Genomic DNA, 22785 nt, shown 5'->3' on the forward strand with positions numbered 1-22785 from the left:
AGCCCGCACCGCCTCCTCAGCACGTCCACCCCGAGCCGCCTCACCACCCCCAGCCCGCACCGCCTCCTCAGCGCTTGCGGCGGTCGTGACGCTCGTGGACTCCGCCGCCTGGCCGTCGCTCCCGATCGGCGCGGTCTCCTCCGCCGACGAGGGCTCCTCCGCCGAGGACACCTGGTCCGGCTGGGGCCGCTCCACCGCACCGGCCTCACCGGCCTGCGGCACCGCAGCGGTCGCGTCACCGGGCTGAGGCCGCTCCCCCTCGGCGGGACGGGAGGCGTTCCCCACGGTGGCCGGATCATCGAGTCCGGGTCGAGTGTCGGTGGTGGCGCGCGCGGCCGGGACGGGCGCATCGGGAGCCGACCCGGGAGTGGCAGGCGTCTTGGGGGTCTCCGACTCGACCTTGGCATGGCGCGGCGGGATGGCGAGGCGCAGCACGTCGGTCAGGGTGCCCGCGTACCGGTCGGCGACGGCGCGGGCCAGCCCGGCGATCTCCGGCGTGAGCACGCGTTCAGGAGAGACCACACGTTCGAGAGGCGTGAGCCGCCCCTCGTGCTCGCTCTCCTCGACCCGCTCCAGCAGGAACCCGTCCACGAGCTTGCCCGCGAACCGCACCCTGACCCGCACGCCCGGCTCTGCCTTCTCGTGCATGGGAGCCGGGACCAGGTAGTCGAAGGAACGGTCGAGGTGCGGCAGCGGGCTGTCCACCACGATCCTCGCCACCGGCAGCTCGGGAGCGGGCACGGGAGCGCCTTTGGCGTCCTTGGACGACGCTGGAGGCCGCACGGCGTCGAGCGGCAGGAGGGCGTCGTCGGAGTCGGTCACGCCCTACGTCTACCAGACCTCACCACCCACGGCGTCCGCCGGCCGCACGCGGCACGAACGCCGGATGCCGCATCCCCTGGCAGGGAATGCGGCATCCGATTCACCAGTTGACCGGCCGTTCGGCCGTGGGCCCGACCAGGCGTCACAGCCCATCGCGCGACCGGAGCGCCGCCGGCCGGAGCCGTGGCTCTCCAGAGGGCATTCCGGCCATCTCCGCTTGGGGAACATGTGCCGGGCGGCACGCTCCAGGAACATCCGCCCGTACGCCGAACCAACCCCGGGCCCTGCGGAGCCCGGGGTTGGTTCGTCAAGTCATGCGGACCGGCGGTGTCCCGCGTCCGAGGCCGACCGGCCGGGGGAGCGGGACGCCCGGAGCGGCAGGCTCACATGCCGGCGGCGGTGCGCAGGGCCTCGGCGCGGTCGGTGGACTCCCAGGAGAAGCCCTCACGGCCGAAGTGCCCGTAGGCGGCGGTCTCCGAGTAGATGGGCCGCAGCAGGTCGAGGTCGCGGATGATGGCGGCCGGACGCAGGTCGAACACCTGGAGGACGGCCTCCTGGATCTTCTCCACGGCCACCTTCTCGGTGCCGAAGCACTCCACGAACAGGCCGACCGGCTTGGCCTTGCCGATCGCGTACGCCACCTGGACCTCGCACCGGTCGGCGAGCCCGGCGGCGACGACGTTCTTGGCGACCCAGCGCATCGCGTAGGCGGCCGAGCGGTCGACCTTGGACGGGTCCTTGCCGGAGAAGGCGCCGCCGCCGTGGCGGGCCATGCCGCCGTAGGTGTCAATGATGATCTTGCGCCCGGTGAGCCCGGCGTCGCCCATCGGGCCGCCGATCTCGAAGCGGCCGGTCGGGTTGACCAGCAGGCGGTAGCCCTCGGTGTCGAGGTCGAGCTCCGCGAGCACGGGGTCGACCACGTGCTCCTTGATGTCGGGCGTCAGCATCTCCTTGAGGTCGATCTCGGCGGCGTGCTGCGTCGAGACGACCACGGTGTCGAGCCTGATCGGCGTGTCGCCGTCGTATTCGATGGTGACCTGGGTCTTGCCGTCGGGACGGAGGTAGGGGACCGTGCCGTCCTTGCGCACCTGGGACAGGCGCAGGGCCAGCCGGTGGGCCAACGTGATCGGCAGGGGCATCAGCTCGGGGGTCTCGCGGCAGGCGTAGCCGAACATGAGGCCCTGGTCACCGGCGCCCTGGCGGTCGAGCTCGTCGTCGTCCTCGCCCTCGCGGTGCTCGTAGGCGGCGTCGACGCCCTGGGCGATGTCGGGCGACTGCGCGCCGATGGACACCGACACACCGCACGAGGCGCCGTCGAAGCCCTTGTGGGAGGCGTCGTAGCCGATCTCAAGGATCTTCTCCCGGATGACGCCAGGGATGTCGACGTAGGTCTCGGTGGTGACCTCGCCTGCGACATGGACCTGGCCGGTAGTGATCATCGTCTCGACGGCGACCCGGCTCTTCGGATCGTCTTTGAGCATGGTGTCGAGAATCGCGTCACTGATCTGGTCGGCGATCTTGTCCGGGTGGCCCTCGGTGACCGACTCGGAGGTGAACAGGCGACGTGACAACTCAGTGGCTCCTCATGCAGCGGCTGCTGACGTATGTACGGCTCAGGGCCGAACGGGCGGACCTGGGCTTCGCCGAAGTCTAGCCCTACCCGGCGCCCGGCCGCGAAGCCGCACACCGCATGTCGGGCATCACAGGTCGGGCAGTGGATCTGGGGGAAGGGTCTCCGGCGCGAAGACCTCCGCGTCGGCGGCCTTGATCACCGCGGTGTACTCCTCATCGAATTCGAACGCCATCGAGCCCAGCTCGATTATCGGTCCAGGCTGGATGGGGCCCAGCCTGGTGTGCCTCGGAAAGGACGCGAAAACCGCGACGGGCCGGTCGCTTCTGAGCGTCCTGGTGGCGAGCACCGAAATAGCCGCATCGGTGACCACGATGAGGAAATGTCCGCTTTCCGTCGTTCCCACCGAGTGCGCGGGGAAGACGTAGTGGAGCTCCCCTTGGTCGCCGAGCAATGTCCTACAACGATCCCTGACAGCAGAACCCACCGGCATTCCATCCCCCCTTGCCCCAAGTATCCGCAGGCGTATGGGGGTGTCGCAACATGCGATATCAAAATAGGCCTGGCACGCTTTGTACGTTCTTCCCCGCTCGCGTCCCTTATGCAACCGTTAGTACGGTCCCCGCTCAGCTGAGACGGGCCGCGACGAGATCCCACACGGCGTCGGCGAGGTCCTCCTTTGGACCGAGCGGCACCTCGACCGGGTCGCCGCCCGCGACCAGCACGGTGGCCGCGTTGTCGGAGGTGCCGAACGCCCGGCCCTCGCCCACCTGATTGACGACCAGCAGGTCACAACCCTTGCGCGCGAGTTTTGCCTGCCCGTTGGCGAGCACGTCGTGCGTCTCGGCCGCGAAGCCGACGATCACCTCGGGGTACGGCCCCCGTACCGCGCCGCCTCCTGCCGCCTCCGGCCGGACGTCACCGGACGCGAACCCGTGGTCCGGCTCGCCGGGCGCGACCACCGCCGAGTCAGCCGCACGAGCCCTGTCGGCCACGCCCGCCGTATCAGTCACACCGACCGAGCCCGGCACGCCGGCCGAACCAGTCACACCGGCCGGGCCCGGCACGTCGATCGGACTGGCAACACCCACCAAGCCCTGAGCGCCGTCCGGGCGTGGGACCCCGGCCGGGTGCGTGACGTTCTCGTGCGCCGCCCCACCCGCCGGGTCGCCGGCGCCCGCCGGGCCTGCTGCGCCGGTCGCGCCGGAGGCGCGGGCCTCGCGACGGCGGCGCCCGAGCTCGGCGAGGATGTCGGGATTTTTCGTCAAGTGGATGGACTCGGGCTCGCCATCCGTCTTCTTGATCTTCTGGCCGTGCCGCGTCGCGGGCCGGAAGTCGGCCACGGCCGCCGCCATCACCACGACGTCGGCGTCACCCGAGGCGGCCAGCACCGCATCGCGCAGCTCGGCCGTGGACTCCACCCGCACCACCGTGGCACCGGCGGGATCGGCCAGCGTGACGTTGGCCGCGACGAGGGTCACCTCTGCCCCGCGGGCGACGGCCGTGCGCGCCAGGGCGTAACCCTGCAACCCCGACGAACGGTTGCCGATGTACCGAACCGGGTCGATCGCCTCGCGGGTGCCACCGGCGGACACGACGACCTTGCGCCCGGACAGGTCGCGCGGCCGGCCGCGCAGCACGCGCAGGCAGACCTGGAAGATCTCCGCCGGGTCGGGCAGCCGGCCGGGGCCGCTGTCGGCGCCGGTGAGCCGCCCGGCGGCCGGGTCGATCACGATCGAGCCGCGCTCGCGCAGCGTCGCGACGTTGGCGCGGGTAGCGGGATGCTGCCACATCTCGGTGTGCATCGCGGGCGCGAACACGACCGGGCATCTCGCGGTCAGCAAAGTGTTGGTGAGCAGATCGCCCGCCAGCCCGTGCGCCGCCCTGGCGAGCACGTCGGCGGTCGCCGGTGCCACCACGATGAGGTCGGCCTGCTGGCCGATCCGCACGTGGGGCACCTCGTGGACGTCGTCCCACACCTCGGCGGTCACGGGGTTGCCGGACAGGGCGGCCCAGGTGGGCGCGCCCACGAACTTCAGGGCATCGCGGGTCGGGACGACCCGCACCTCGTGCCCCGACTCGGTGAACAGGCGCAGCAGCTCACATGCCTTGTACGCGGCGATGCCGCCGCTGACGCCCAGGACGACCTTCATCGAAGGGGTCAGACCGCGCCTTCGATGGGCTCGGCGTTGAGCAGGCCCTCGGAGACCTCGCGCAGCGCGATGGACAGCGGCTTCTCCTGAGCATGCGTCTCGACCAGCGGCCCGACGTATTCCAGCAGGCCCTCGCCGAGCTGGGAGTAGTAGGCGTTGATCTGGCGAGCGCGCTTGGCGCCCATGATCACCAGGGAGTATTTGCTGTCGACGATGTCGAGCAGCGCGTCGATCGGCGGGTTGGTGATGCCCTCCGCGGCCGGGATGGTGCCTGCCACGATTGTCAGACCTCTCGGTTGGTGGTTGTCGTGACCCCCTGAGGGTCAGTCATCAAGGCTATCAGCCGGCGGCACACGTCTTGGACACTCGTGTTCACCAGGGTGAGGTCGAACTCGGATTCGGCGGCCATCTCGATCCGTCCGGCCGCCAGACGGCGGGCGATGACGTCTTCGGGCTCGGTGCCGCGCCCGCGCAGGCGCTTCTCCAGCTCCTCCCAGCTGGGCGGGGCCAGGAAGACCAGCAGGGCCTCCGGCATGCTGCGCCGCACCTGCCTGGCGCCTTCGAGATCGATCTCGAGCAGCGTCGGTACGCCCTCAGCCAGCTTCTTCAGCACCGGCTCGCGCGGCGTGCCGTAGCGGTTGCCCGCGAACTCCGCCCATTCGAGCAGCTCACCGGCCGCCACGAGCCGGTCGAACTCGTCGCCGTCGACGAAGTAGTAGTGGACCCCGTGCACCTCGCCGGGCCGGGGCCTCCTGGTGGTCACCGAGACCGACAGCCACACTTCGGGGTGTGCCCGCCGGAGCTCGGCGACGACCGTGGACTTGCCGACGCCCGACGGCCCTGAAAGGACCGTCAGCCGTCTCTCGCTCAGGGGCAGGAAGCCGTCCTCCGCTCCCGCTCCGACAGTCTCATGGGCACTGACGTCGCCGGACCAGGACCTGTCGGCCACTTCCTACCCCCCGTTGAACCTGCGCTTTCGTGTGGAACAGAGATTAGCTCTCGTTGCCACCGAACTCGCGCTCGAGGGAGGCCCTCTGGTTCGCGCCGAGGCCCCGCACACGGCGGGACTCGGCGATGGCCAGCCGCTCCATGAGTTGCTTGGCGCGGACCTTGCCCACGCCTGGGAGCGATTCCAACAAAGCCGACACCTTCATCTTGCCGATGACGTCGTCGGTCTGCCCATCCTTGAGCACCTCAGCCAGAGAAACCGCGCCATGCTTGAGCCGGTTCTTGACCTCGGCACGCTCTTTACGGGCCTTGGCAGCCTTCTCCAGGGCTGCGGCGCGCTGCTCGGGGGTCAGGGGAGGAAGAGCCACGCCGGGTCACCTCGAATTTCTGTCGATGTACTCGGACGGGAAGGGAAACTAGCTGGTCATCGCCCCCTAAGCAACGTCAAGAGCAGTTTCTCTCGCCACAAAATGCACTTCATCACTGTCCGTGTTTGTAAAATCACATTGCGCTGATCAAATTGTCGCACTTCCCGCTCAGGACGGCGGCGCGCGACGATGTCGCGAAACGCAATGAAGATCACATTTCAGCCGTCGAGCATTGTCCGAAATACCGCCCGCACCTGGGCCGAAACCTTCTCGGCGATCAGTGTGCGACCACTTCGGGAATGCCTTATGATCTTGGGAGCGGCACCGGACGGCAAGATCCATCTTGCCCGCTCGACCATGATCCACGGACCCATGGCGACGGGCGCGGGGACAGGCGCGGCGACCACCTCTGACTCGCGCCCGTCAACCCGCACCCGTCATCCCATGCCGGGGGCGCCGCGACCACCCGACCGCACGGGACCGACCCGACATCCCGACGTCTCGCCGGCACGTGGCCGACGCGGTGTCCCGACGGCACGGAGCCCAGCGCCCCGGACCAGGCGCGACGGCCTCGACCATGCGTGAACGCCGGCTGCGTGTCCTGCGGCCGCCACGACACGCGCTCCACCTGCCGGTACGCGGGCATCGGTGCGCCGTGACCGGCCACGGACGCGCACTCGGATGCCGACCACCACGACCCAGGCCAGGCGCGCGCCCCCCACGCCCGTCCACCATTACCCGACGCCACACGACCCAGCCCAGACGTGCGCCTCTGGGTGCCGGATCGCCACGGGGCGGGTCAAGTGTGCGCTCGTCACGGCGAGTGCCACGTGGGCCTTCACGACCGGCCATGACGGGCGGAGACCAGCGTCGGCGCGTGCGGGCAGGCCAGGCCTGCCGTAACGAATGATGATCGTCAGGGCGTCAGACGGAACGGCGGAGAGAGGCGGCGATGGCGGCGGCCGCGGCGCCCGGATCCGGCGAGCCCGTGATGGGGCGGCCGATGACGAGCAGGTCGGCGCCGTCCGCGAGGGCCTGTTCCGGGGTCGCCACGCGCGCCTGGTCCTGCGTGGCGGCGCCCGTGGGGCGCACGCCCGGCGTGATCAGCCTGATCCCCTCCCCCACCTCCGCCCGCACCGCGGACACCTCGTGGGGCGAGCACACGAGCGCCGTCGCGCCGGCCTCGACCGACAGCGCTGCCAATCGGCGCACCGCGGCGTCGGCCGGGCCGGCGAGCCCTATGCGGTCGAGGTCGGCCTCGGTCAAGGAGGTGAGAATCGTCACGGCGGCGATCTCGGTGTGCGGCGCCGACTCCACGGCGGCCCTGATCATGGCGGGCCCGCCGGCGGCGTGCACGGTGAGGATCGCGGGACGCAGCCGGGCCACGGCGCGGGCGGCGCCGGCGACGGTGTTGGGGATGTCGTGCAGTTTGAGGTCGAGGAACACCTGCACGCCGCTGGCCCCCTTGACGGAGGCGATCACGTCGGGGCCGTAGCGCAGGTAGAGCTCCAGGCCCACCTTGACCGTGCTGACGTGCGGCGTCACGAGGGCCGCCCACTGGGCTGCGGTCTCCAGGTCGGGTGCGTCGAGGGCGACGGCGATCGGTGCGGGAGTCAAGGCGTGCTCTCCTCAGGTGCTGGAGCGGTTGCGGGCGGGGGAAGAGGGCGCTCTTCCGCGTCGGTCACCAGAACTCGTCACGGGGCAGTCTCCTCCGCGCCGGTCACCGGACGACGTCACAGGACGCTCCCTTCCGCGCCGGCCACCGGACGACGTCACAGGACGCTCCCTTCCGCGCCGGCCACCGGACGACGTCACAGGACGCTCTCCTCCGCGCCGGCCACCGGAAGGTGTCACGGGGCATGCAGGAGGCGTCATGGGGCGCTCTCTTCGGAGTCGACCAGAAGATGCCGGGGGGCGCTTCCCGGAGGGCGGTGCGCCAGGCCGACGGCGTCGGCGAGCCGCTGCAGGCCGCGGGCCCTCAGGAGGTCTTCGAGCTCGCGTTCGATGCGCAGGCAGGCGTAGGGGTCGTGGAAGAGCGCCGTGCCGACCCCCACCACGCAGGCGCCCGCCAGGACGAGCTGGAAGGCGTCCTTGCCGCTCATCACCCCGCCCATGCCGATCAGCGGGACTCCGGGCAGCGCGGCGTGGACCTGCCAGACGCAGCGTACGGCCAGCGGCAGGACCGCGGGTCCCGACAGCCCGCCGGTGACGGCGGCGAGCGAGGGCCGCAGCGCCTCGGTGTCGATGGCCATGCCGAGCGGGTTGTTGATCATGGACAGCGCGTCGGCCCCCGCGTCCACGCAGGCCCGGGCGACCGAGACGATGTCGGCGACGTCGGGTGCGAGCTTGGCGACGACGGGGACGTCGTAGCGCATGATGGAGCGCACGGAGGCGATCACCTCGGCCGCCGCGCTGCCCTCGCGGGCGAAGACGCGGCCGCGGTCCTCCATGTTCGGGCAGGAGAGGTTGATCTCCAGCGCGGTGACCCCGGGCGCGTCGGCCAGCCTGCGGGCCAGCTCGGAGTATTCGGCGACGGTGCCGCCGCCGATCGAGACGATGGTCTTGATGCCCCGCTGGGCCAGCCAGGGCAGCTCGCGCTCCAGGAACGCGTCGATGCCGGGGCCTTGCAGGCCGACGGAGTTGAGCATGCCGGAGGGCGTCTCGGCCATCCGCGGGGTCGGCCGGCCGGCGCGCGGCGCCATGGTGATCGAGCGGGTGGTCAGCGCGCCGAGCCGGTGCAGGTCGAAGAACTGGGCCAGCTCCCGCCCCGAGGACGCGCAGCCGGCCGCCGTGGTGATCGGGTTCGCCAGCTCCACATGCGCCAGAAAAGTCCGCATATCAACTGACATGTCGTACTCCGCCTCCGGGGGCGCCCAGCGCGTCGAACGGGATGGTTCCCACGTCCTCGAAACGCACCCGCTCCCCCCGGAACACCGGCCCTTCCGCGCACGCCCTGACCATCCTCGTCGCCCCGTCGTCGCCGATGACGGGCAGCACGCACGTCATGCACACCCCGATCCCGCAGGCCATCGACTCCTCGACCGCCACCTGCACCGGGATGTCGAACTCCATCGCCACCGCCGTCACCGCCCGCAGCGTCGCCATGGGCGCGCAGGCGTAGACGGCGTCGGCCCGCGTGTCGGCGATCACCGAGGGCAGCGCGTCGGTGACGGTGCCGCGCAGGCCGAGCGAGCCGTCCTGGGTGGTCAGCGTGGTCGTCTCGGCCATCCTGCGGGCCCGCATCGCCCCGAAGACCCGTTCGGCCTCGGCTCCCCCGATCACGAAGTCCACCCGGCAGCCCCGCTCCAGCAGCGCGTCGGCCAGCGGGAACAGCACCGCCGAGCCGTAGTCGGAGCCCACCAGCACGCAGTGCGCGGGGTCGCGCGGCAGCGGGAACGGCCGCCCGAGCGGCCCGACCAGGTCGAGCGTGTCACGGGCGCGCCGCTCGGCGAGCCAGGCGGTGCCGGGCCCGCCGGTGGTGAAGACCAGCTCGACCGTGCCGCCGTAGTCGGCCTTGACGTCGTGGATGAAGAACGCCCGGCGCGTCACCATCGAGGTGTAAGCCCCTCCGACCGCCACCGACACGAAGTGACCGGGGCGGTAGCGCTCGGCTATCCCCGGCGCCACCACCGTCAGCGCATGGTAGGCGTCGACGCGGCGCGTCGTCAGCACCGTGCCAGTCACCTGCACCGGAGTGCCGGCCAGTCGTCTTCACCTCCCGCCCCGGGGGTCGTACGGGGTCAGCCCCTGAGTGCCTGCGCGTGTTCCTGGAGCGACCGTACGCCCACATCGCCCCGCACGATCGCCTGGATGCCCGCCGCCGCCGCGGCGAGTCCCGCGACCGTGGTGATGCACGGGATGCCGCGCAGCACCGCGGCGGTGCGGATGTCGTAGCCGTCGAGGCGCGGGCCTGCCTGCCCGGGGCTGCCGAAGGGCGTGTTGATGATCAGATCGACCCCGCCGTCGAGAATGCACTGCACGCTCGTAGGCTCACCTCCGGGCCCCGTCCCCTCGCTGTGCTTTCGCACGATCTTGGCATGGACGCCGTTGCGGCGCAGCACCTCGGCGGTCCCCTCGGTGGCCAGGATCTCGAACCCGAGGTCCGCGAGCGCCTTCACAGGGAAGATCATCGCACGCTTGTCGCGGTTGGCCACGGACACGAACGCGCGTCCTCTGGTGGGCAGCTCGCCATAGGCGGCCGCCTGGGACTTCGCGAACGCCACGCCGAAGAACGCGTCGATGCCCATGACCTCGCCCGTGGAACGCATCTCAGGGCCGAGCACGATGTCGACGCCGCGGAAGCGGTTGAACGGCAGCACCGCCTCCTTGACCGCGATGGACGAGTCGAGCGGCAGCGTGCCGCCGTCGCCGGTCGCGGGCAGCATGCCCTCCTCGCGCAGCGAGGCGATCGACGCCCCGAGCATCACCCGGGCCGCCGCCTTGGCCAGCGGCGCCGCCGTGGCCTTGGACACGAACGGCACCGTGCGGCTGGCCCGCGGGTTGGCCTCCAGGACATAGAGGACGCCGGCGGACATGGCGTACTGGACGTTCAGCAGCCCGCGCACCCCCACCCCGGAGGCGATGGCCTCGGTGGCGGCGCGGATGCGCTTGATGTCGTTGCTGCCGAGCGTGATGGGCGGCAGCGCGCACGCCGAGTCGCCGGAGTGGATGCCGGCCTCCTCGATGTGCTCCATGACGCCCCCGAGATAGAGCTCCTCGCCGTCGTAGAGGGCGTCGACGTCGATCTCGATGGACTCGTCGAGGAACTTGTCCACCAGCACCGGATGGCCGCCCTCCTGGGCCGCCATGTAGGTGGTCAGCGTCTCCTCGTCGTAGACGATGGCCATGCCGGCCCCGCCCAGCACGTACGAGGGGCGCACCAGCACCGGGTAGCCGATGTCCTCGGCGATCTCCAGCGCCTCCGAGACGGTCAGCGCCGTGCCGTGCTTGGGCGCGGGCAGGCCCGCCTCGGCCAGCACCCGCCCGAACGCGCCGCGCTCCTCGGCCAGGTGGATGGACTCCGGCGAGGTGCCGACCACGGGCACGCCCGCGTCCTTCAGCGCCTGCGCGAGACCCAGCGGCGTCTGGCCGCCGAGCTGCACGATCACGCCCGCCACCGTCCCCGTCTGCTGCTCGGCGTGGACGACCTCCAGGACGTCCTCCAGGGTGAGCGGCTCGAAGTAGAGCCGGTCGGAGGTGTCGTAGTCGGTGGAGACGGTCTCGGGGTTGCAGTTGACCATGACGGTTTCGAACCCGGCCCGCGACAGCTCGAACGAGGCGTGCACGCACGCGTAGTCGAACTCGATGCCCTGCCCGATGCGGTTGGGCCCGGAGCCGAGGATGATGACCTTGTCCCGCTCGCCGGAGGGGACCTCGCTCTCCTCGTCGTAGGTGGAGTAGAGGTAGGGGGTCTTCGCAGCGAACTCGGCGGCGCACGTGTCGACGGTGTTGTAGACCGGCCGCAGCCCGAGGGCGTGCCGCAGGTCGCGCACCCGCGCCTCGTCGATGCCGCGGATCTCGCCGATCTGCACGTCGCTGAACCCGTGGCGCTTGGCGCGTTCGAGCACCTCCACGGTCAGCTCGGGCGCCTCGGCGACCGCCTCGGCCTCCTCGTGCAGCAGGAAGAGCTGGTCGACGAACCACGGGTCGACGCTGGTGGCCTCGAACAGCTCGCCGGGCGTGGCGCCCGCCCTGATGGCCTCCTGCATGGTGCGCAGCCGCCCGTCGTGCGGCGTGCGGCACTCGGCCAGCAGCTCGTCCTTCGGCCGGAGCTCGCCGGCCCAGGTGAAGGAGGAGTCCTTCTTCTCCAGCGACCGCAGCGCCTTCTGCAGCGCCTCGGGGAAGGAGCGGCCGATGGCCATGGCCTCGCCGACCGACTTCATGTGCGTGGTGAGCGTCTGGTCGGCGCCCCTGAACTTCTCGAACGCGAACCGCGGCACCTTCACCACGATGTAGTCGAGCGTCGGCTCGAAGGAGGCCGGGGTCTCCTTCGTGATGTCGTTGGGGATCTCGTCGAGGGTGTAGCCGATGGCCAGCTTGGCCGCGATCTTCGCGATCGGGAAGCCGGTGGCCTTGGAGGCCAGGGCGCTGGAGCGCGACACGCGCGGGTTCATCTCGATGACGATCATGCGGCCGGTGCGCGGGTCGACCGCGAACTGGATGTTGCAGCCGCCGGTGTCGACCCCGACCTCGCGGATGACGGCGATGGCGACGTCGCGCATGTTCTGGTATTCGCGGTCGGTCAGCGTCAGCGCGGGCGCGACCGTGACGCTGTCGCCGGTGTGGACGCCCATCGGGTCGATGTTCTCGATGGAGCAGACGATGACGACGTTGTCGGCCTTGTCGCGCATGACCTCGAGCTCGTACTCCTTCCAGCCGAGGATGGACTCCTCCAGGAGCACCTCGGTGGTCGGCGACGCGTCGAGCCCCGCGCCGGCGATGCGCCGCAGGTCTTCCTCGGTGTACGCGAACCCGGACCCGGCGCCGCCCATGGTGAACGACGGCCTGACCACCACCGGGTAGCCGAGCTCGCCCGCGGCGGCCAGGCACTCGTCCATCGTGTGGCAGATGAGCGACCCGGCCGACTCGGCGTTGAGACCGTGCTCGCGGGCGACCTTGGCGACGATCTCCTTGAACCGCTCGCGGTTCTCGCCCGCCTGGATCGCGTCGAAGTCGGCGCCGATCAGCTCGACTTCGTACTTGTCCAGGACGCCCGACTCGTGCAGCGCGACCGCCGTGTTGAGTGCCGTCTGCCCGCCCAGCGTCGGCAGCAGCGCGTCGGGGCGCTCCTTGGCGATGATCTTCTCGACGAACTCGGGGGTGATGGGCTCGACGTACGTGGCGTCGGCGAACTCCGGGTCCGTCATGATCGTCGCGGGGTTGCTGTTGACCAGGATGACGCGGAACCCCTCGTCCCGCAGCACCCGGCACGCCTGGGTGCCGGAGTAGTCGAACTCGCACGCCTGACCGATCACGATCGGGCCCGAGCCGATCACCAGGACCGACCTGATGTCCTCACGCTTGGGCATTCGCGGCCTCCCTCATCCGGGCGGGCATCAGGTCACGCGTCGGGCCGCGGAGCCCGCGGGCCGGTGAAACGTCTGTGGAGCTGGTGTAAGACCGCAAGGAGAGCGTCCCTTTCTGGCGGGCGGTCGGCTGCGAAGCAGGAACCTCTATCCGCAAGGGTGAGAATCCTTCCCGTCTTTCACAGAGTTTTGAGGGGAGTGCTGCACGGAGTCCCGGCCGGCGTCCCGCGCAGAGGACGAGGCCAGGATCTCGCAGAACTCGTCGAAGAGGTAAGCCGCGTCGTGGGGCCCCGCGGCGGCCTCAGGGTGGTATTGCACGCTGAAGGCAGGCTGCTCCAGCAGGCGCAGGCCCTCCACACAGCGGTCGTTGAGGTTGACGTGGCTGACCTCGGCCGGCCCGTACGGCGTCTCGAACGGCCCGTCGAGCGGCGCCTCCACCGCGAAGCCGTGGTTGTGCGCCGAGATCTCCACCTTCCCGGTGCGTACGTCCTGCACCGGCTGGTTGACGCCCCGGTGCCCGTAGCGCAGTTTGTACGTGGACAGGCCGAGGGCCCGCCCGAAGAGCTGGTTGCCGAAGCAGATGCCGAAGAAGGGCACCCTGGCCTCCAGCACCTTCCGCAGCGCCGACACGTCGGCGGTGGCGGGGTCGCCGGGGCCGTTGGAGAAGAACACGCCGTCCGGCTCGACCGCCATGATCTGCTCGTACGTGGCGGTCGCGGGCAGCACGTGCACCTCGCAGCCGCGCTCGGCCATCCGGTGCGGCGTCATGCCCTTGATGCCCAGGTCGACGGCCGCCACCGTGAACCTCTTCGCCCCCGCCGCGGGCACGACGTAGGGCTCGGCCGTGGCCACCTGCGCGGCCAGGTCGGCGCCCTCCATGCCGGGCGAGCGGCGCACCCGCTCGACCAGCTCCTCGACGGGCTCGGACGGGCCGGTGAAGATGCCGGCGCGCATGGCGCCGCGCTCGCGCAGGTGGCGGGTGAGCGCGCGGGTGCCGGGGATGGCGATGCCGACGACGCCCTGCTCCTTGAGATAGGCGTCGAGTGATCGGGTGGCCCGCCAGCTGGAGACCACCCTGGACGGTTCGCGCACGACGTAGCCGGCCACCCAGACGCGGGACGACTCGGGATCGTCGTCGTTGACGCCGGTGTTGCCGATGTGGGGCGCCGTCATGGCGACGATCTGCCGGTGGTAGGACGGGTCCGTCAGGGTCTCCTGGTAGCCGGTCATGCCGGTGTTGAAGACCATCTCGCCGAACGTCTCGCCTTCGGCGCCGTACGGGGTTCCGTGGAAGACGCGGCCGTCTTCCAGAACGAGCACCGCTGTGTTCAAACCAGCTTCCCTTCGAGAACGGTCGGCCTGCCGCGCAGGAACGTGGCAACTACCCGGCCCGGCAGCGTCATGCCTTCGTAGGGCGTGTTCCTGCTCTTCGACGCGAAGGCGGAGGGATCCACCTTGGTGCGCGCGGACGGGTCGTACAGCATGATGTTGGCGGGCTCGCCCGCCTCGAGCGGACGGCCCTGACCGGGCAGGCGGCCGATGCGCGCGGGAAGCGCGGACATCCGCTGCGCGACGCCCGCCCAGTCGAGCAGCCCGGTCTCGACCATGGCCTCCTGGACGACGCTGAGCGCCGTCTCCAGGCCGACCATGCCCATGGCCGCCGCCGACCACTCGGTCTCCTTGTCCTCGACCGGGTGGGGCGCGTGGTCGGTGGCCACGATGTCGATCGTGCCATCGGCCAGCGCGGCGCGCAGCGCCTCCACGTCGGCGCGGGTGCGCAGCGGCGGGTTGACCTTGTAGATCGGGTTGTAGGCCCCCACCGGCGACTCCTCGACCAGGTCGTCGGTGAGCAGGAGGTGGTGGGGGGTTACCTCGGCGGTGACGTTCCAGCCCTTGGACTTGGCCCAGCGGATGATCTCGACCGAGCCCGCCGTGGAGACGTGGCACACGTGCAGCCTGGAGCCCACGTGCGCGGCCAGCAGGCAGTCGCGGGCGATGATCGCTTCCTCGGCGACCGCCGGCCAGCCGGTCAGGCCGAGCCTGCCGGAGACGACGCCTTCGTTCATCTGGGCACCGGAGGTGAGCCTGGGCTCCTGGGCGTGCTGGGCGACGACGCCGTCGAACGCCTTGACGTATTCGAGGGCGCGGCGCATGAGGACGGCGTCGTCGACGCACTTGCCGTCGTCGGAGAAGACGCGCACGCGGGCGGCCGAGTCGGCCATCGCGCCCAGCTCGGCCAGCTGCCTGCCCTCCAGGCCGACGGTGACGGCGCCGACGGGATGAACGTCGCAGAGGCCGTGTTCGCGGCCCAGCCGCCACACCTGCTCGACCACGCCGGCGGTGTCGGCGACGGGCGAGGTGTTGGCCATGGCGTGCACGGCGGTGTAGCCGCCGCGGGCCGCCGACTGCGTGCCGGTCTGGACGGTCTCGGCGTCTTCGCGGCCCGGCTCGCGCAGGTGGGTGTGCAGGTCGACCAGCCCGGGGAGCGCGATCGCGCCTCCGCCGTCGATCGCCTCGGGCGCGTCCATGCCCGGCGCGACCTCCGCGATCACGCCGTCGGCGATCCGGATGGACACCGGCTCGCCGCCGAGGATCCTGACGTTCTTGATGATCATCGTGCCTCCTTCGCCGGCACAATGGTCAGAACGCTGTGCCCGTCGGGTTTCGTTCGCTGACTCACGTGGTCTCTCCCCCTAGCAGCAGGTAGAGGACGGCCATGCGGATGGTCACGCCGTTGGCGACCTGCTCCACGATCGTCGAGCGCGCCGAGTCGGCCACCTCGGCGGCGATCTCCATGCCGCGGTTCATCGGACCGGGGTGCATCACGATCGCGTCGTCCGGCATCTTGGCGAAGCGGTCGCGGTCGAGTCCGTAGCGGCGCGAGTATTCGCGCTCGCTCGGGAAGTAGGCGGCGTTCATCCGCTCCTTCTGCACCCGCAACATCATCACCACGTCGGACTTCGGCAGCACCGCGTCGAGGTCGTAGGAGACCTCGCAGGGCCAGGTGCCGACGGAGACGGGCAGCAGCGTGGGCGGCGCGACCAGCGTGACGTCGGCGCCGAGCGTGCCGAGCAGCAGCACGTTGGAGCGGGCGACCCGGCTGTGCAGCACGTCGCCGACGATCGTGATCTTGCGCCCTTCGAGCGCGCCCAGGCGGCGGCGCATGGAGAAGGCGTCGAGCAGCGCCTGCGTCGGATGCTCGTGGGTGCCGTCGCCGGCGTTGACGACGCTGCCGTGCACCCAGTTGGCCAGGCGGTGCGGCGCGCCGGAGGCGCCGTGGCGGATGACGACCGCGTCGGCCCCCATGGCCTCGAGGGTGAGCGCGGTGTCCTTCAGCGACTCGCCCTTGGACACGCTCGACCCCTTGGCCGAGAAGTTGATCACGTCGGCGGACAGCCGCTTGGCCGCCGCCTCGAACGAGATCCGCGTGCGGGTCGAGTCTTCGAAAAAGAGGTTGACCACCGTGCGCCCGCGCAGCGTGGGCAGCTTCTTGATGGAACGTTCCGAGACACTCGCCAGCTCCTCGGCGGTGTCGAGGATGAGCAGCGCGTCGTCCTTGGTGAGGTCGCCGGCGGAGATCAGATGCCGTTTCACCTGGCGCCCCCCTTGACCAGCACGACGGCGTCGCGGCCGTCGATCTCCTGCAGGTAGACCTTGACCTTCTCGCTCTTGGCGGTCGGCAGGTTCTTGCCGACGTAGTCGGCGCGGATGGGCAGCTCGCGGTGGCCCCGGTCGACCAGCGTGGCCAGCTGCACGGCGGTGGGCCGGCCGAGGTCGTTGAGCGCGTCGAGCGCGGCCCGCACGGTGCGGCCGGAGTAGAGCACGTCGTCGACGAGCACCACGACCTTGCCGTCGATGCCGTCGGGCGGCAGCTCGGTGTGGCCGAGGGGCCGGGCGGGCCTGAGCCGCAGATCGTCGCGGTACATCGTGATGTCGACCGAGCCGACGGGGATCTTGACGCCTTCGAACTGCTCGACGCGGTCGCCGAGCCGGCGGGCCAGCGTCGCGCCGCGGGTCGGGATGCCGAGGAGCACGACGTCGTCGGCGCCCTTGGTCCGCTCGAGGATCTCGTGCGCGATCCTGGTCAGCGCCCGGTGGATGTCGGGTGCCTCCAGCACGGCGCGGGAATCGGACATGGCAAATCTCACCACCTTTCCCGCCTCACGGGACGGGTCTTAAAGGGTGTTGGTCGGGAGACACAGTACCAGGGGCGACCAGCTACAACGCGAGCACCCTTCCGGAACGCCGCGACGGCTCCCCTACAGGGGGTGACCGGCCAGGGCGGGTTCCGGCGCCCTCATCCGCGTCTTGTGATCGGGTAAAACTGCCTCTTCCGTCGTGTCGGCCGGTCCCGCGCGGGCAGGTCACCGAGGGCCTGCCGGGCGACTGTTCATGTCCGGCTTTTGGGGGGGATAGAGCGAAGATGACCTTTCATGTCGATTCGGAGGTCGGGCGCCTGCGCCAGGTCCTCCTCCACAAGCCCGACCTGGCGCTCAAGAGGCTGACCCCCACCACCAAGGACGCGTTCCTCTTCGACGACGTGCTGTGGGTCCAGCGCGCGATGGAGGAGCACGAGGAGTTCAGGCAGGTGCTGACCGGCCGCGGCATCGAGGTGTACGAGCTGGCCGACCTGCTGCGGGAGACCGTCGACATCCCCGAGGCGCGCAAGCACATCCTGGACGCCGTCATCGACGAGCGCTGGCTCGGCCCGGCCGCCATCGACGACATCCGCAACACCCTCGACGGCATGGACGCGGCCACGCTGCAGCTCTACCTGACAGGCGGCATCACCAAGGACGAGCTGGTCGCCATGGGCTGCGCCCCCAAGTCGGTCACCTTCCACACCACGGCCGGCGACGACTACATCCTGCCGCCGCTGCCCAACCACCTCTTCACCCGCGACACGTCCTGCTGGATCTACGACGGCGTGTCGATCAACGCCATGCGCAAGAAGGCCCGCATGCGCGAGACGGTCAACATGGAGGCCGTCTACATGTTCCATCCGACGTTCGCCGGCGGCTTCGACCGGCCCGGCCAGGGCGGCTACCACTGCTGGATGCCCGGCCAGGCGGTCGCGCCCGCCACCCTCGAAGGCGGCGACGTGCTGGTGATCGGCAACGGCGCGGTGCTGATCGGGATCAGCGAGCGCACCCGGGCCCAGGCGGTCGAGATGCTGGCGCAGCGGCTGTTCAGAGCCGGCTCGGCGCGGAAGATAGTGGCGCTCGACATGCCGAAGGCGCGGGCGGTCATGCATCTCGACACCGTGATGACGATGCTGGACGTGGGGGTGTTCAGCAAGTACGCGGGCCTCGGGATGCTGCGCTCGTACACGATCGAGCCCGGCGAGACGCACAAGGAGCTCAAGGTCACCGACCACCCGCCGGAGGACATGCACAAGGCCATCGCCCGCGCCCTGGACCTGGACGACATCAAGGTCCTCACGCCCACCCAGGACGTGTACGCCGCGGAACGGGAGCAGTGGGACGACGGCTGCAACGGGCTGGCGCTGGAGCCCGGCGTGGTGGTCGCCTACGAGCGCAACACCACCACGAACAACTTCCTGCGCGACAACGGCATCGAAGTGATCACCATCAGGGGCAGCGAGCTCGGCCGGGGCCGGGGCGGCCCCCGCTGCATGAGCTGCCCGCTCGAGCGGGACGCGGTCTAGGAGGCCTGATGCGGGTCATCGTCGCTCTGGGCGGCAACGCCGTGCTCAAACGCGGCCAGAAGGCGGACGCCGACGTCCAGCTGGCCAACGTGCGTACGGCCGTCAAGACGCTCGCCCGGCTGGCCGGCGAGCACGAGCTGGTCATCACCCACGGGAACGGCCCGCAGATCGGCATGCTGGCGCTGGAGAGCGCCGCCGACCCCGACCTGACCCGGCCCTACCCGTTCGACACGCTGGTCGCGCAGACGCAGGGCATGATCGGCTACTGGATGCAGCAGACCCTGCAGAACGCGCTGCCGGGCCGGCAGGTCCTCGCCATGGTCACGCAGACGCTGGTGACGGCCGTCGACCCCGCCTTCGAGCGGCCGGCCAAGTTCGTCGGCCAGGTCTACGACCAGGAGGAGGCCGAGAAGCTGGCCGCCGAGAACGGCTGGACCGTCGCCCAGGACGGCCCCCACTGGCGGCGGGTCGTCCCCTCCCCCACGCCCCGGCGCATCGTCGAGACCCGGTTGATCCGCAAGATGATCCGCGAGGGCGTGGTCGTCATCTGCGCGGGCGGCGGCGGCATCCCCGTCGTCCGCGACGAGTCCGGCCGGCTGATCGGCGTCGAGGCGGTCGTGGACAAGGACCTCACCGCCGCGATGCTGGCCGAGTCGCTCGAATGCGACGCGTTCCTGATCCTCACCGACGTGCCCCGCGTGATGCGCGGATTCGGGACGCCCCAGGAGACGGAGATCGCCCACACCACGCCGCACGAGCTGCGGACCATGGAGTTCCCCGCCGGGTCGATGGGCCCGAAGGTGGACGCCGTGTGCCGTTTCGTCGAGAACACCGGTGACATGGCCGCCATCGGGAAGCTTGACCAGGCCGAACGCATACTCGACGGCTCAGCGGGCACGATCGTCACACCCAACGGCAGGTGGCCGCTGACGAGCACGTTGTAGGGGGTGTCGGATGACACTGGCCCAACGGCTCTTGCGTACCAAGCCGACCGAACGCATCGTGGCCGAGGGTGGACAGGGCGAGGGCGGTGAGCTGCGGCGCACGATGTCGCTGTGGCAGCTCACGCTGTTCAGCGTGGGCGCCACGCTGGGCACCGGCATCTTCGTGATCCTCGGGCAGGCGGTGCCCAAGGCGGGGCCCGCGGTGGTGCTGGCGTTCGTGCTGGCGGCCTTCACCGCGCTGCTCTCCGCCCTGTCGTACGCCGAGCTGGCCGGGACGATCCCGGTGTCCGGCTCGTCCTACTCCTACGCGTACGCGACGCTGGGCGAGCTGGTGGCCTGGATCTGCGGCTGGTGCCTCATGCTGGAGTACGCCGTCTCCGTGGCGGCGGTGTCCGTGGGCTGGGGCGAATATCTGAACTCGTTCCTGCGGTCGCTGGTCGGCTTCACCCTGCCCGACGCGATCACCCGCTCCCCCGGCCAGGACGGCGGCGTGGTCAACGTCACCGCGATCCTCATCGTGCTGCTGGCCACCTGGCTGCTGCTCTACGGAGCGTCCGAGAGCGCCACGGCCAACGCGATCTTCGTGTTGATCAAGATCGCGGTGCTGCTGTTCTTCTGCGTGGTGGCGTTCACCGCGTTCAGGGCGGGCAACCTCACGCCCCTCGCTCCGATGGGGGTGGCCGGCATCACCGCCGCGGCCTCCCAGGTCTTCTTCTCCTACATCGGCTTCGACGCCGCCTCGACCGCCGGCGAGGAGGCCAAGAACCCCAAGCGCGACCTGCCCCTGGCCATCGTCTTCTCCCTGGCCATCGTCACGATCGTCTACGTGCTCGTGGCCCTGGCCGCCGTCGGCGCGATGCCGTGGACCGAGTTCGACCCCGACAGCACCGAGGCCAGCCTGGCCTACATCGCCGACCTGGCCATGGGCGCCACCTGGCCCGGCCTGATCGTCTCCTTCGGCGCGGTCATCGCCATCGCGAGCGTCGTGCTCACCGTCATGTACGGCCAGACCCGCATCCTGTTCGCGATGTCCCGCGACGGGCTCATCCCGCGCGTCTTCCAGAAGGTCAACCCGCGCCACCAGGTGCCCGTCGCCAACACCTTCATCGTCGCCCTGTTCGTCTCGGTGCTGGCCGGGCTCGTGCCGCTGGGCCAGCTCGCGGAGGCGACCAGCATCGGCACGCTGTTCGCCTTCGCCATCGTGAACGTCGGCGTGCTCGTGCTCCGCTACCGCAGCCCCGAGTTGCCGCGCAGCTTCCGCGTGCCGTTCTTCCCCGTCACGCCGATCCTCGGCGCGATCTTCTGCCTCCTCGTGATGGCGGGACTCGCCGGGGTCACCTGGCTGGCGTTCGCGCTGTGGATGCTGGCGGGCCTGACCTGCTACTTCCTCTACGGCTACAACCATTCGCGGCTGAATGTCGAGGTGGGCTGATTGACTTCCCCGACAGGTCTTCGAGCTGGGGGGCACCCGACCGGCCTGCTTCCCGGGGCTGAGGTCCTGGATCTCCAGCGAAGGAGGAGCCGATGAAGCTGGAGAACGTGCTCGCCGGATACGCGCCGGGGCCTCGGGGCAGGGACGGGCTGGCGCTGGCCGTCCTGCTCAAGCAGCAGGCGCGCGGGCGCCTGACGGTGGCGAGCGTGCAGCCGCCCGTCTGGACGCCGCCGGGGCCCGCCAGGGCCGAGGAGACCGCCTGGCGCGCCTACCTCGCCGAGCAGGCGGCCTCGACGCTCGCGCAGGCCCGCGAGCTGGCCGGGGAGGACGCCGAATATGTCAAGCACACCCACCGGGGCAGCGGGCGCGGCCTGGTGGAGCTGGCCCGCAAACGCGGCGCGGACGTCGTGGTGATCGGCTCGGCCCCGCGCGGCGGCAGGGGCCGCATCGCCCTGGGCAGCACGGCCGACCAGCTGCTGCATTCCTCCTCCGTCCCCGTCCTGCTCGCTCCCCGCGGCTACGGCGAGCGGCCGCCCGCCGCCTTCGACCGCCTCACCGTCGCCTACCGGCGCGGCCCCGGCGGTGACGCGGCGGTCAAGGACGCGGCCAGGGCGGCCGCGACGCTCGGCGTGTCCCTGCGGCTGGTCACGCTCGTGGTCAGCAGCGGCAGGCGGGCGCGGGTCGAGGAGGAGATGCTCGTACGCCTGCGCGACCAGGCCACGGCCGACCTGCGCACGGCAGCGCGAGGACACCGGCGGAGGTTGTCGGTGGAGGCCGAGGTGCTGGAGGGCCGGAGTGTCCCCCAGGCGCTCGGCACGACCTCGTGGCTCACCGGCGAGATGATCATATGCGCTTCGAGCGCCACCGGGCCACTCAGACGGGTCTTCCTCGGCGACACGTCCATAAAGATCGTCAAGGCCGCGACGTGCCCTGTCATGGTGCTCACCCGCCAGACGTGAGTGGGCACGCTCCCTCGTCAAACTATGACGAAGCACTGGTACTAGTGGGACATCAGAGGCGTTTGTGGCGATTCCTAACGGACCGGATTCGGCATCTTTTTTCCAATCAGCTTGACCTGGGGCGTCCACCCCTTTACCGTCACTGTGCGTAACCGCACTGCGCGGCGTTACCGGGGTAAACCCAGGCCGTGGCTACCGATGGTGCCGAGCATGGCACCAGACCCCCCGGTGGCCGGGGCATACGCCGCAAGGGAGCACAATCTACTAAGAGCGATACATACGAGAGCCGGGGGGCCACACGATGCCGTCTGAGTACGCAAAGTCGCTGGGTGCACGACTCCGCGCCATCCGCACCCAGCAGGGCCTGTCCCTGCATGGAGTCGAGGAGAAGTCGCGTGGCAGGTGGAAAGCCGTAGTCGTGGGCTCTTATGAGCGCGGCGACCGAGCTGTGACCGTGCAGAAACTTGCCGAACTTGCCGACTTCTACGGGGTGCCCGTCTCCGAGCTGCTGCCGGGCGGCGCCGCCCCCAGCCCGCTCGGGCCGACACCCAAGCTTGTGATCGACCTGGAGCGCCTGGCGACCCTGCCGAAGGAGAAGGCGGGCGCGCTGGCCCGTTACGCCGCGACGATCCAGAGCCAGCGTGGCGACTACAACGGCAAGGTGTTGTCGATCCGCCAGGAGGATCTGCGCTCCCTGGCCGTGATCTACGACAAGTCGCCCAGCGAGCTGACCGAGGAGCTCATCAGCTGGGGCGTGCTCGACGCCGAGGCCCGCCGGGCCGTCGAGTCGTTCTGAGGCCGGCTCCTCAGGATTGCTCGTTTCGAGGTCACCCGCCTGAGGCACGGGCTCGCCGTACGCCGGCGAGCCCTTCGGCCTTTCCCCCGCCCCCGCTCCC

The 22785-nt window shown here is 70.5% G+C and carries 20 protein-coding genes; 5 read left to right on the plus strand and 15 right to left on the minus strand.

Translation table 11 applies throughout. The features are described 5' to 3' along the window. From E1292_RS54445 to pyrR, 15 genes are all read right to left on the minus strand, one after another. Positions 1–822, minus strand: an 822-nt coding sequence (locus E1292_RS54445; protein ID WP_500690529.1) for a primosomal protein N' family DNA-binding protein, incomplete at its 3' end; no start/stop codon positions are given. Positions 823–1205: 383 nt separating this feature from the next. Then, complete coding sequence (gene metK, locus E1292_RS39785) at positions 1206–2393, minus strand: methionine adenosyltransferase (RefSeq protein ID WP_132603811.1); 1188 nt, start codon at positions 2391–2393, stop codon at positions 1206–1208. Positions 2394–2522: 129 nt separating this feature from the next. After that, complete coding sequence (locus E1292_RS39790) at positions 2523–2885, minus strand: hypothetical protein (RefSeq protein WP_165974989.1); 363 nt, start codon at positions 2883–2885, stop codon at positions 2523–2525. A 133-nt stretch (positions 2886–3018) separates the two neighbouring features. Next, positions 3019–4545 (minus strand): bifunctional phosphopantothenoylcysteine decarboxylase/phosphopantothenate--cysteine ligase CoaBC, encoded by a 1527-nt coding sequence (gene coaBC / locus E1292_RS54450; RefSeq protein ID WP_246090648.1) that lies wholly within the window; start codon positions 4543–4545, stop codon positions 3019–3021. An 8-nt stretch (positions 4546–4553) separates the two neighbouring features. Continuing rightward, the gene (gene rpoZ, locus E1292_RS39805; protein WP_132510563.1) at positions 4554–4823 is read right to left on the minus strand and encodes a DNA-directed RNA polymerase subunit omega; all 270 of its coding nucleotides are present in this window, start codon (positions 4821–4823) and stop codon (positions 4554–4556) included. Positions 4824–4828: 5 nt separating this feature from the next. Continuing rightward, positions 4829–5422, minus strand: a complete 594-nt coding sequence (gene gmk, locus E1292_RS39810; protein ID WP_220447292.1) for a guanylate kinase — start codon at positions 5420–5422, stop codon at positions 4829–4831. 115 nt (positions 5423–5537) lie between these two features. Continuing rightward, positions 5538–5861, minus strand: a complete 324-nt coding sequence (gene mihF / locus E1292_RS39815; RefSeq protein WP_020541698.1) for an integration host factor, actinobacterial type — start codon at positions 5859–5861, stop codon at positions 5538–5540. Positions 5862–6785: 924 nt separating this feature from the next. After that, positions 6786–7478, minus strand: coding sequence for an orotidine-5'-phosphate decarboxylase (pyrF, locus tag E1292_RS39820; RefSeq protein ID WP_132603817.1), 693 nt, complete (start codon positions 7476–7478; stop codon positions 6786–6788). 254 nt (positions 7479–7732) lie between these two features. After that, positions 7733–8710, minus strand: coding sequence for a dihydroorotate dehydrogenase (locus E1292_RS39825; RefSeq protein ID WP_132603820.1), 978 nt, complete (start codon positions 8708–8710; stop codon positions 7733–7735). Further along, complete coding sequence (locus E1292_RS39830; RefSeq protein ID WP_181958363.1) at positions 8700–9551, minus strand: dihydroorotate dehydrogenase electron transfer subunit; 852 nt, start codon at positions 9549–9551, stop codon at positions 8700–8702. Before E1292_RS39830 ends, E1292_RS39825 begins: the two co-directional genes overlap by 11 nt. Positions 9552–9601: 50 nt before the next feature. Beyond that, positions 9602–12889, minus strand: coding sequence for a carbamoyl-phosphate synthase large subunit (gene carB / locus E1292_RS39835; RefSeq protein ID WP_132603826.1), 3288 nt, complete (start codon positions 12887–12889; stop codon positions 9602–9604). A gap of 144 nt (positions 12890–13033) precedes the next feature. Continuing rightward, positions 13034–14218: a glutamine-hydrolyzing carbamoyl-phosphate synthase small subunit gene (gene carA / locus E1292_RS39840; protein WP_132603829.1), complete on the minus strand. Its 1185-nt coding sequence runs from the start codon at positions 14216–14218 to the stop codon at positions 13034–13036. After that, complete coding sequence (locus E1292_RS39845) at positions 14215–15501, minus strand: dihydroorotase (protein ID WP_132603832.1); 1287 nt, start codon at positions 15499–15501, stop codon at positions 14215–14217. Before E1292_RS39845 ends, carA begins: the two co-directional genes overlap by 4 nt. 61 nt (positions 15502–15562) lie before the next feature. Then, complete coding sequence (locus E1292_RS39850) at positions 15563–16480, minus strand: aspartate carbamoyltransferase catalytic subunit (protein ID WP_132603835.1); 918 nt, start codon at positions 16478–16480, stop codon at positions 15563–15565. Beyond that, positions 16477–17022: a bifunctional pyr operon transcriptional regulator/uracil phosphoribosyltransferase PyrR gene (pyrR, locus tag E1292_RS39855; protein ID WP_132603838.1), complete on the minus strand. Its 546-nt coding sequence runs from the start codon at positions 17020–17022 to the stop codon at positions 16477–16479. The genes E1292_RS39850 and pyrR overlap by 4 nt, the downstream gene beginning before the upstream one ends. A 287-nt stretch (positions 17023–17309) precedes the next feature. On the opposite strand from pyrR, the gene E1292_RS39860 reads away from it, so the two are divergent. From E1292_RS39860 to bldD, 5 genes are all read left to right on the plus strand, one after another. Then, complete coding sequence (locus E1292_RS39860) at positions 17310–18554, plus strand: arginine deiminase (RefSeq protein WP_132603841.1); 1245 nt, start codon at positions 17310–17312, stop codon at positions 18552–18554. A gap of 8 nt (positions 18555–18562) precedes the next feature. Continuing rightward, a complete protein-coding gene (gene arcC / locus E1292_RS39865) occupies positions 18563–19498 on the plus strand; it encodes a carbamate kinase (protein ID WP_132603844.1) in 936 nt (311 codons plus the stop codon). A gap of 10 nt (positions 19499–19508) precedes the next feature. After that, positions 19509–20930 carry an amino acid permease gene (locus tag E1292_RS39870; protein ID WP_132603847.1) on the plus strand — a complete coding sequence of 474 codons (1422 nt, stop codon included), beginning with the start codon at positions 19509–19511 and terminating at the stop codon, positions 20928–20930. Between the two features lie 92 nt (positions 20931–21022). Beyond that, positions 21023–21889: a universal stress protein gene (locus tag E1292_RS39875; RefSeq protein WP_132603850.1), complete on the plus strand. Its 867-nt coding sequence runs from the start codon at positions 21023–21025 to the stop codon at positions 21887–21889. Positions 21890–22190: 301 nt separating this feature from the next. Further along, complete coding sequence (gene bldD / locus E1292_RS39880; RefSeq protein ID WP_026214021.1) at positions 22191–22685, plus strand: transcriptional regulator BldD; 495 nt, start codon at positions 22191–22193, stop codon at positions 22683–22685. The last annotated feature ends 100 nt before the right edge of the window (positions 22686–22785 follow it).

The organism is Nonomuraea deserti (genome assembly GCF_004348685.1).
Lineage (GTDB): Bacteria > Actinomycetota > Actinomycetes > Streptosporangiales > Streptosporangiaceae > Nonomuraea > Nonomuraea deserti.

Coding starts and splice junctions, on each gene's coding strand:
- E1292_RS39790 (WP_165974989.1), bottom strand. CDS start 2,885: ATGCCGGTGGGTTCTGCTGTCAGGGATCGTTGTAGGACATTGCTCGGC.
- coaBC (WP_246090648.1), bottom strand. CDS start 4,545: ATGAAGGTCGTCCTGGGCGTCAGCGGCGGCATCGCCGCGTACAAGGCA.
- E1292_RS39825 (WP_132603820.1), bottom strand. CDS start 8,710: ATGTCAGTTGATATGCGGACTTTTCTGGCGCATGTGGAGCTGGCGAAC.
- carB (WP_132603826.1), bottom strand. CDS start 12,889: ATGCCCAAGCGTGAGGACATCAGGTCGGTCCTGGTGATCGGCTCGGGC.
- E1292_RS39845 (WP_132603832.1), bottom strand. CDS start 15,501: ATGATCATCAAGAACGTCAGGATCCTCGGCGGCGAGCCGGTGTCCATC.
- pyrR (WP_132603838.1), bottom strand. CDS start 17,022: ATGTCCGATTCCCGCGCCGTGCTGGAGGCACCCGACATCCACCGGGCG.
- E1292_RS39860 (WP_132603841.1), top strand. CDS start 17,310: ATGACCTTTCATGTCGATTCGGAGGTCGGGCGCCTGCGCCAGGTCCTC.
- arcC (WP_132603844.1), top strand. CDS start 18,563: ATGCGGGTCATCGTCGCTCTGGGCGGCAACGCCGTGCTCAAACGCGGC.
- E1292_RS39870 (WP_132603847.1), top strand. CDS start 19,509: ATGACACTGGCCCAACGGCTCTTGCGTACCAAGCCGACCGAACGCATC.
- E1292_RS39875 (WP_132603850.1), top strand. CDS start 21,023: ATGAAGCTGGAGAACGTGCTCGCCGGATACGCGCCGGGGCCTCGGGGC.
- bldD (WP_026214021.1), top strand. CDS start 22,191: ATGCCGTCTGAGTACGCAAAGTCGCTGGGTGCACGACTCCGCGCCATC.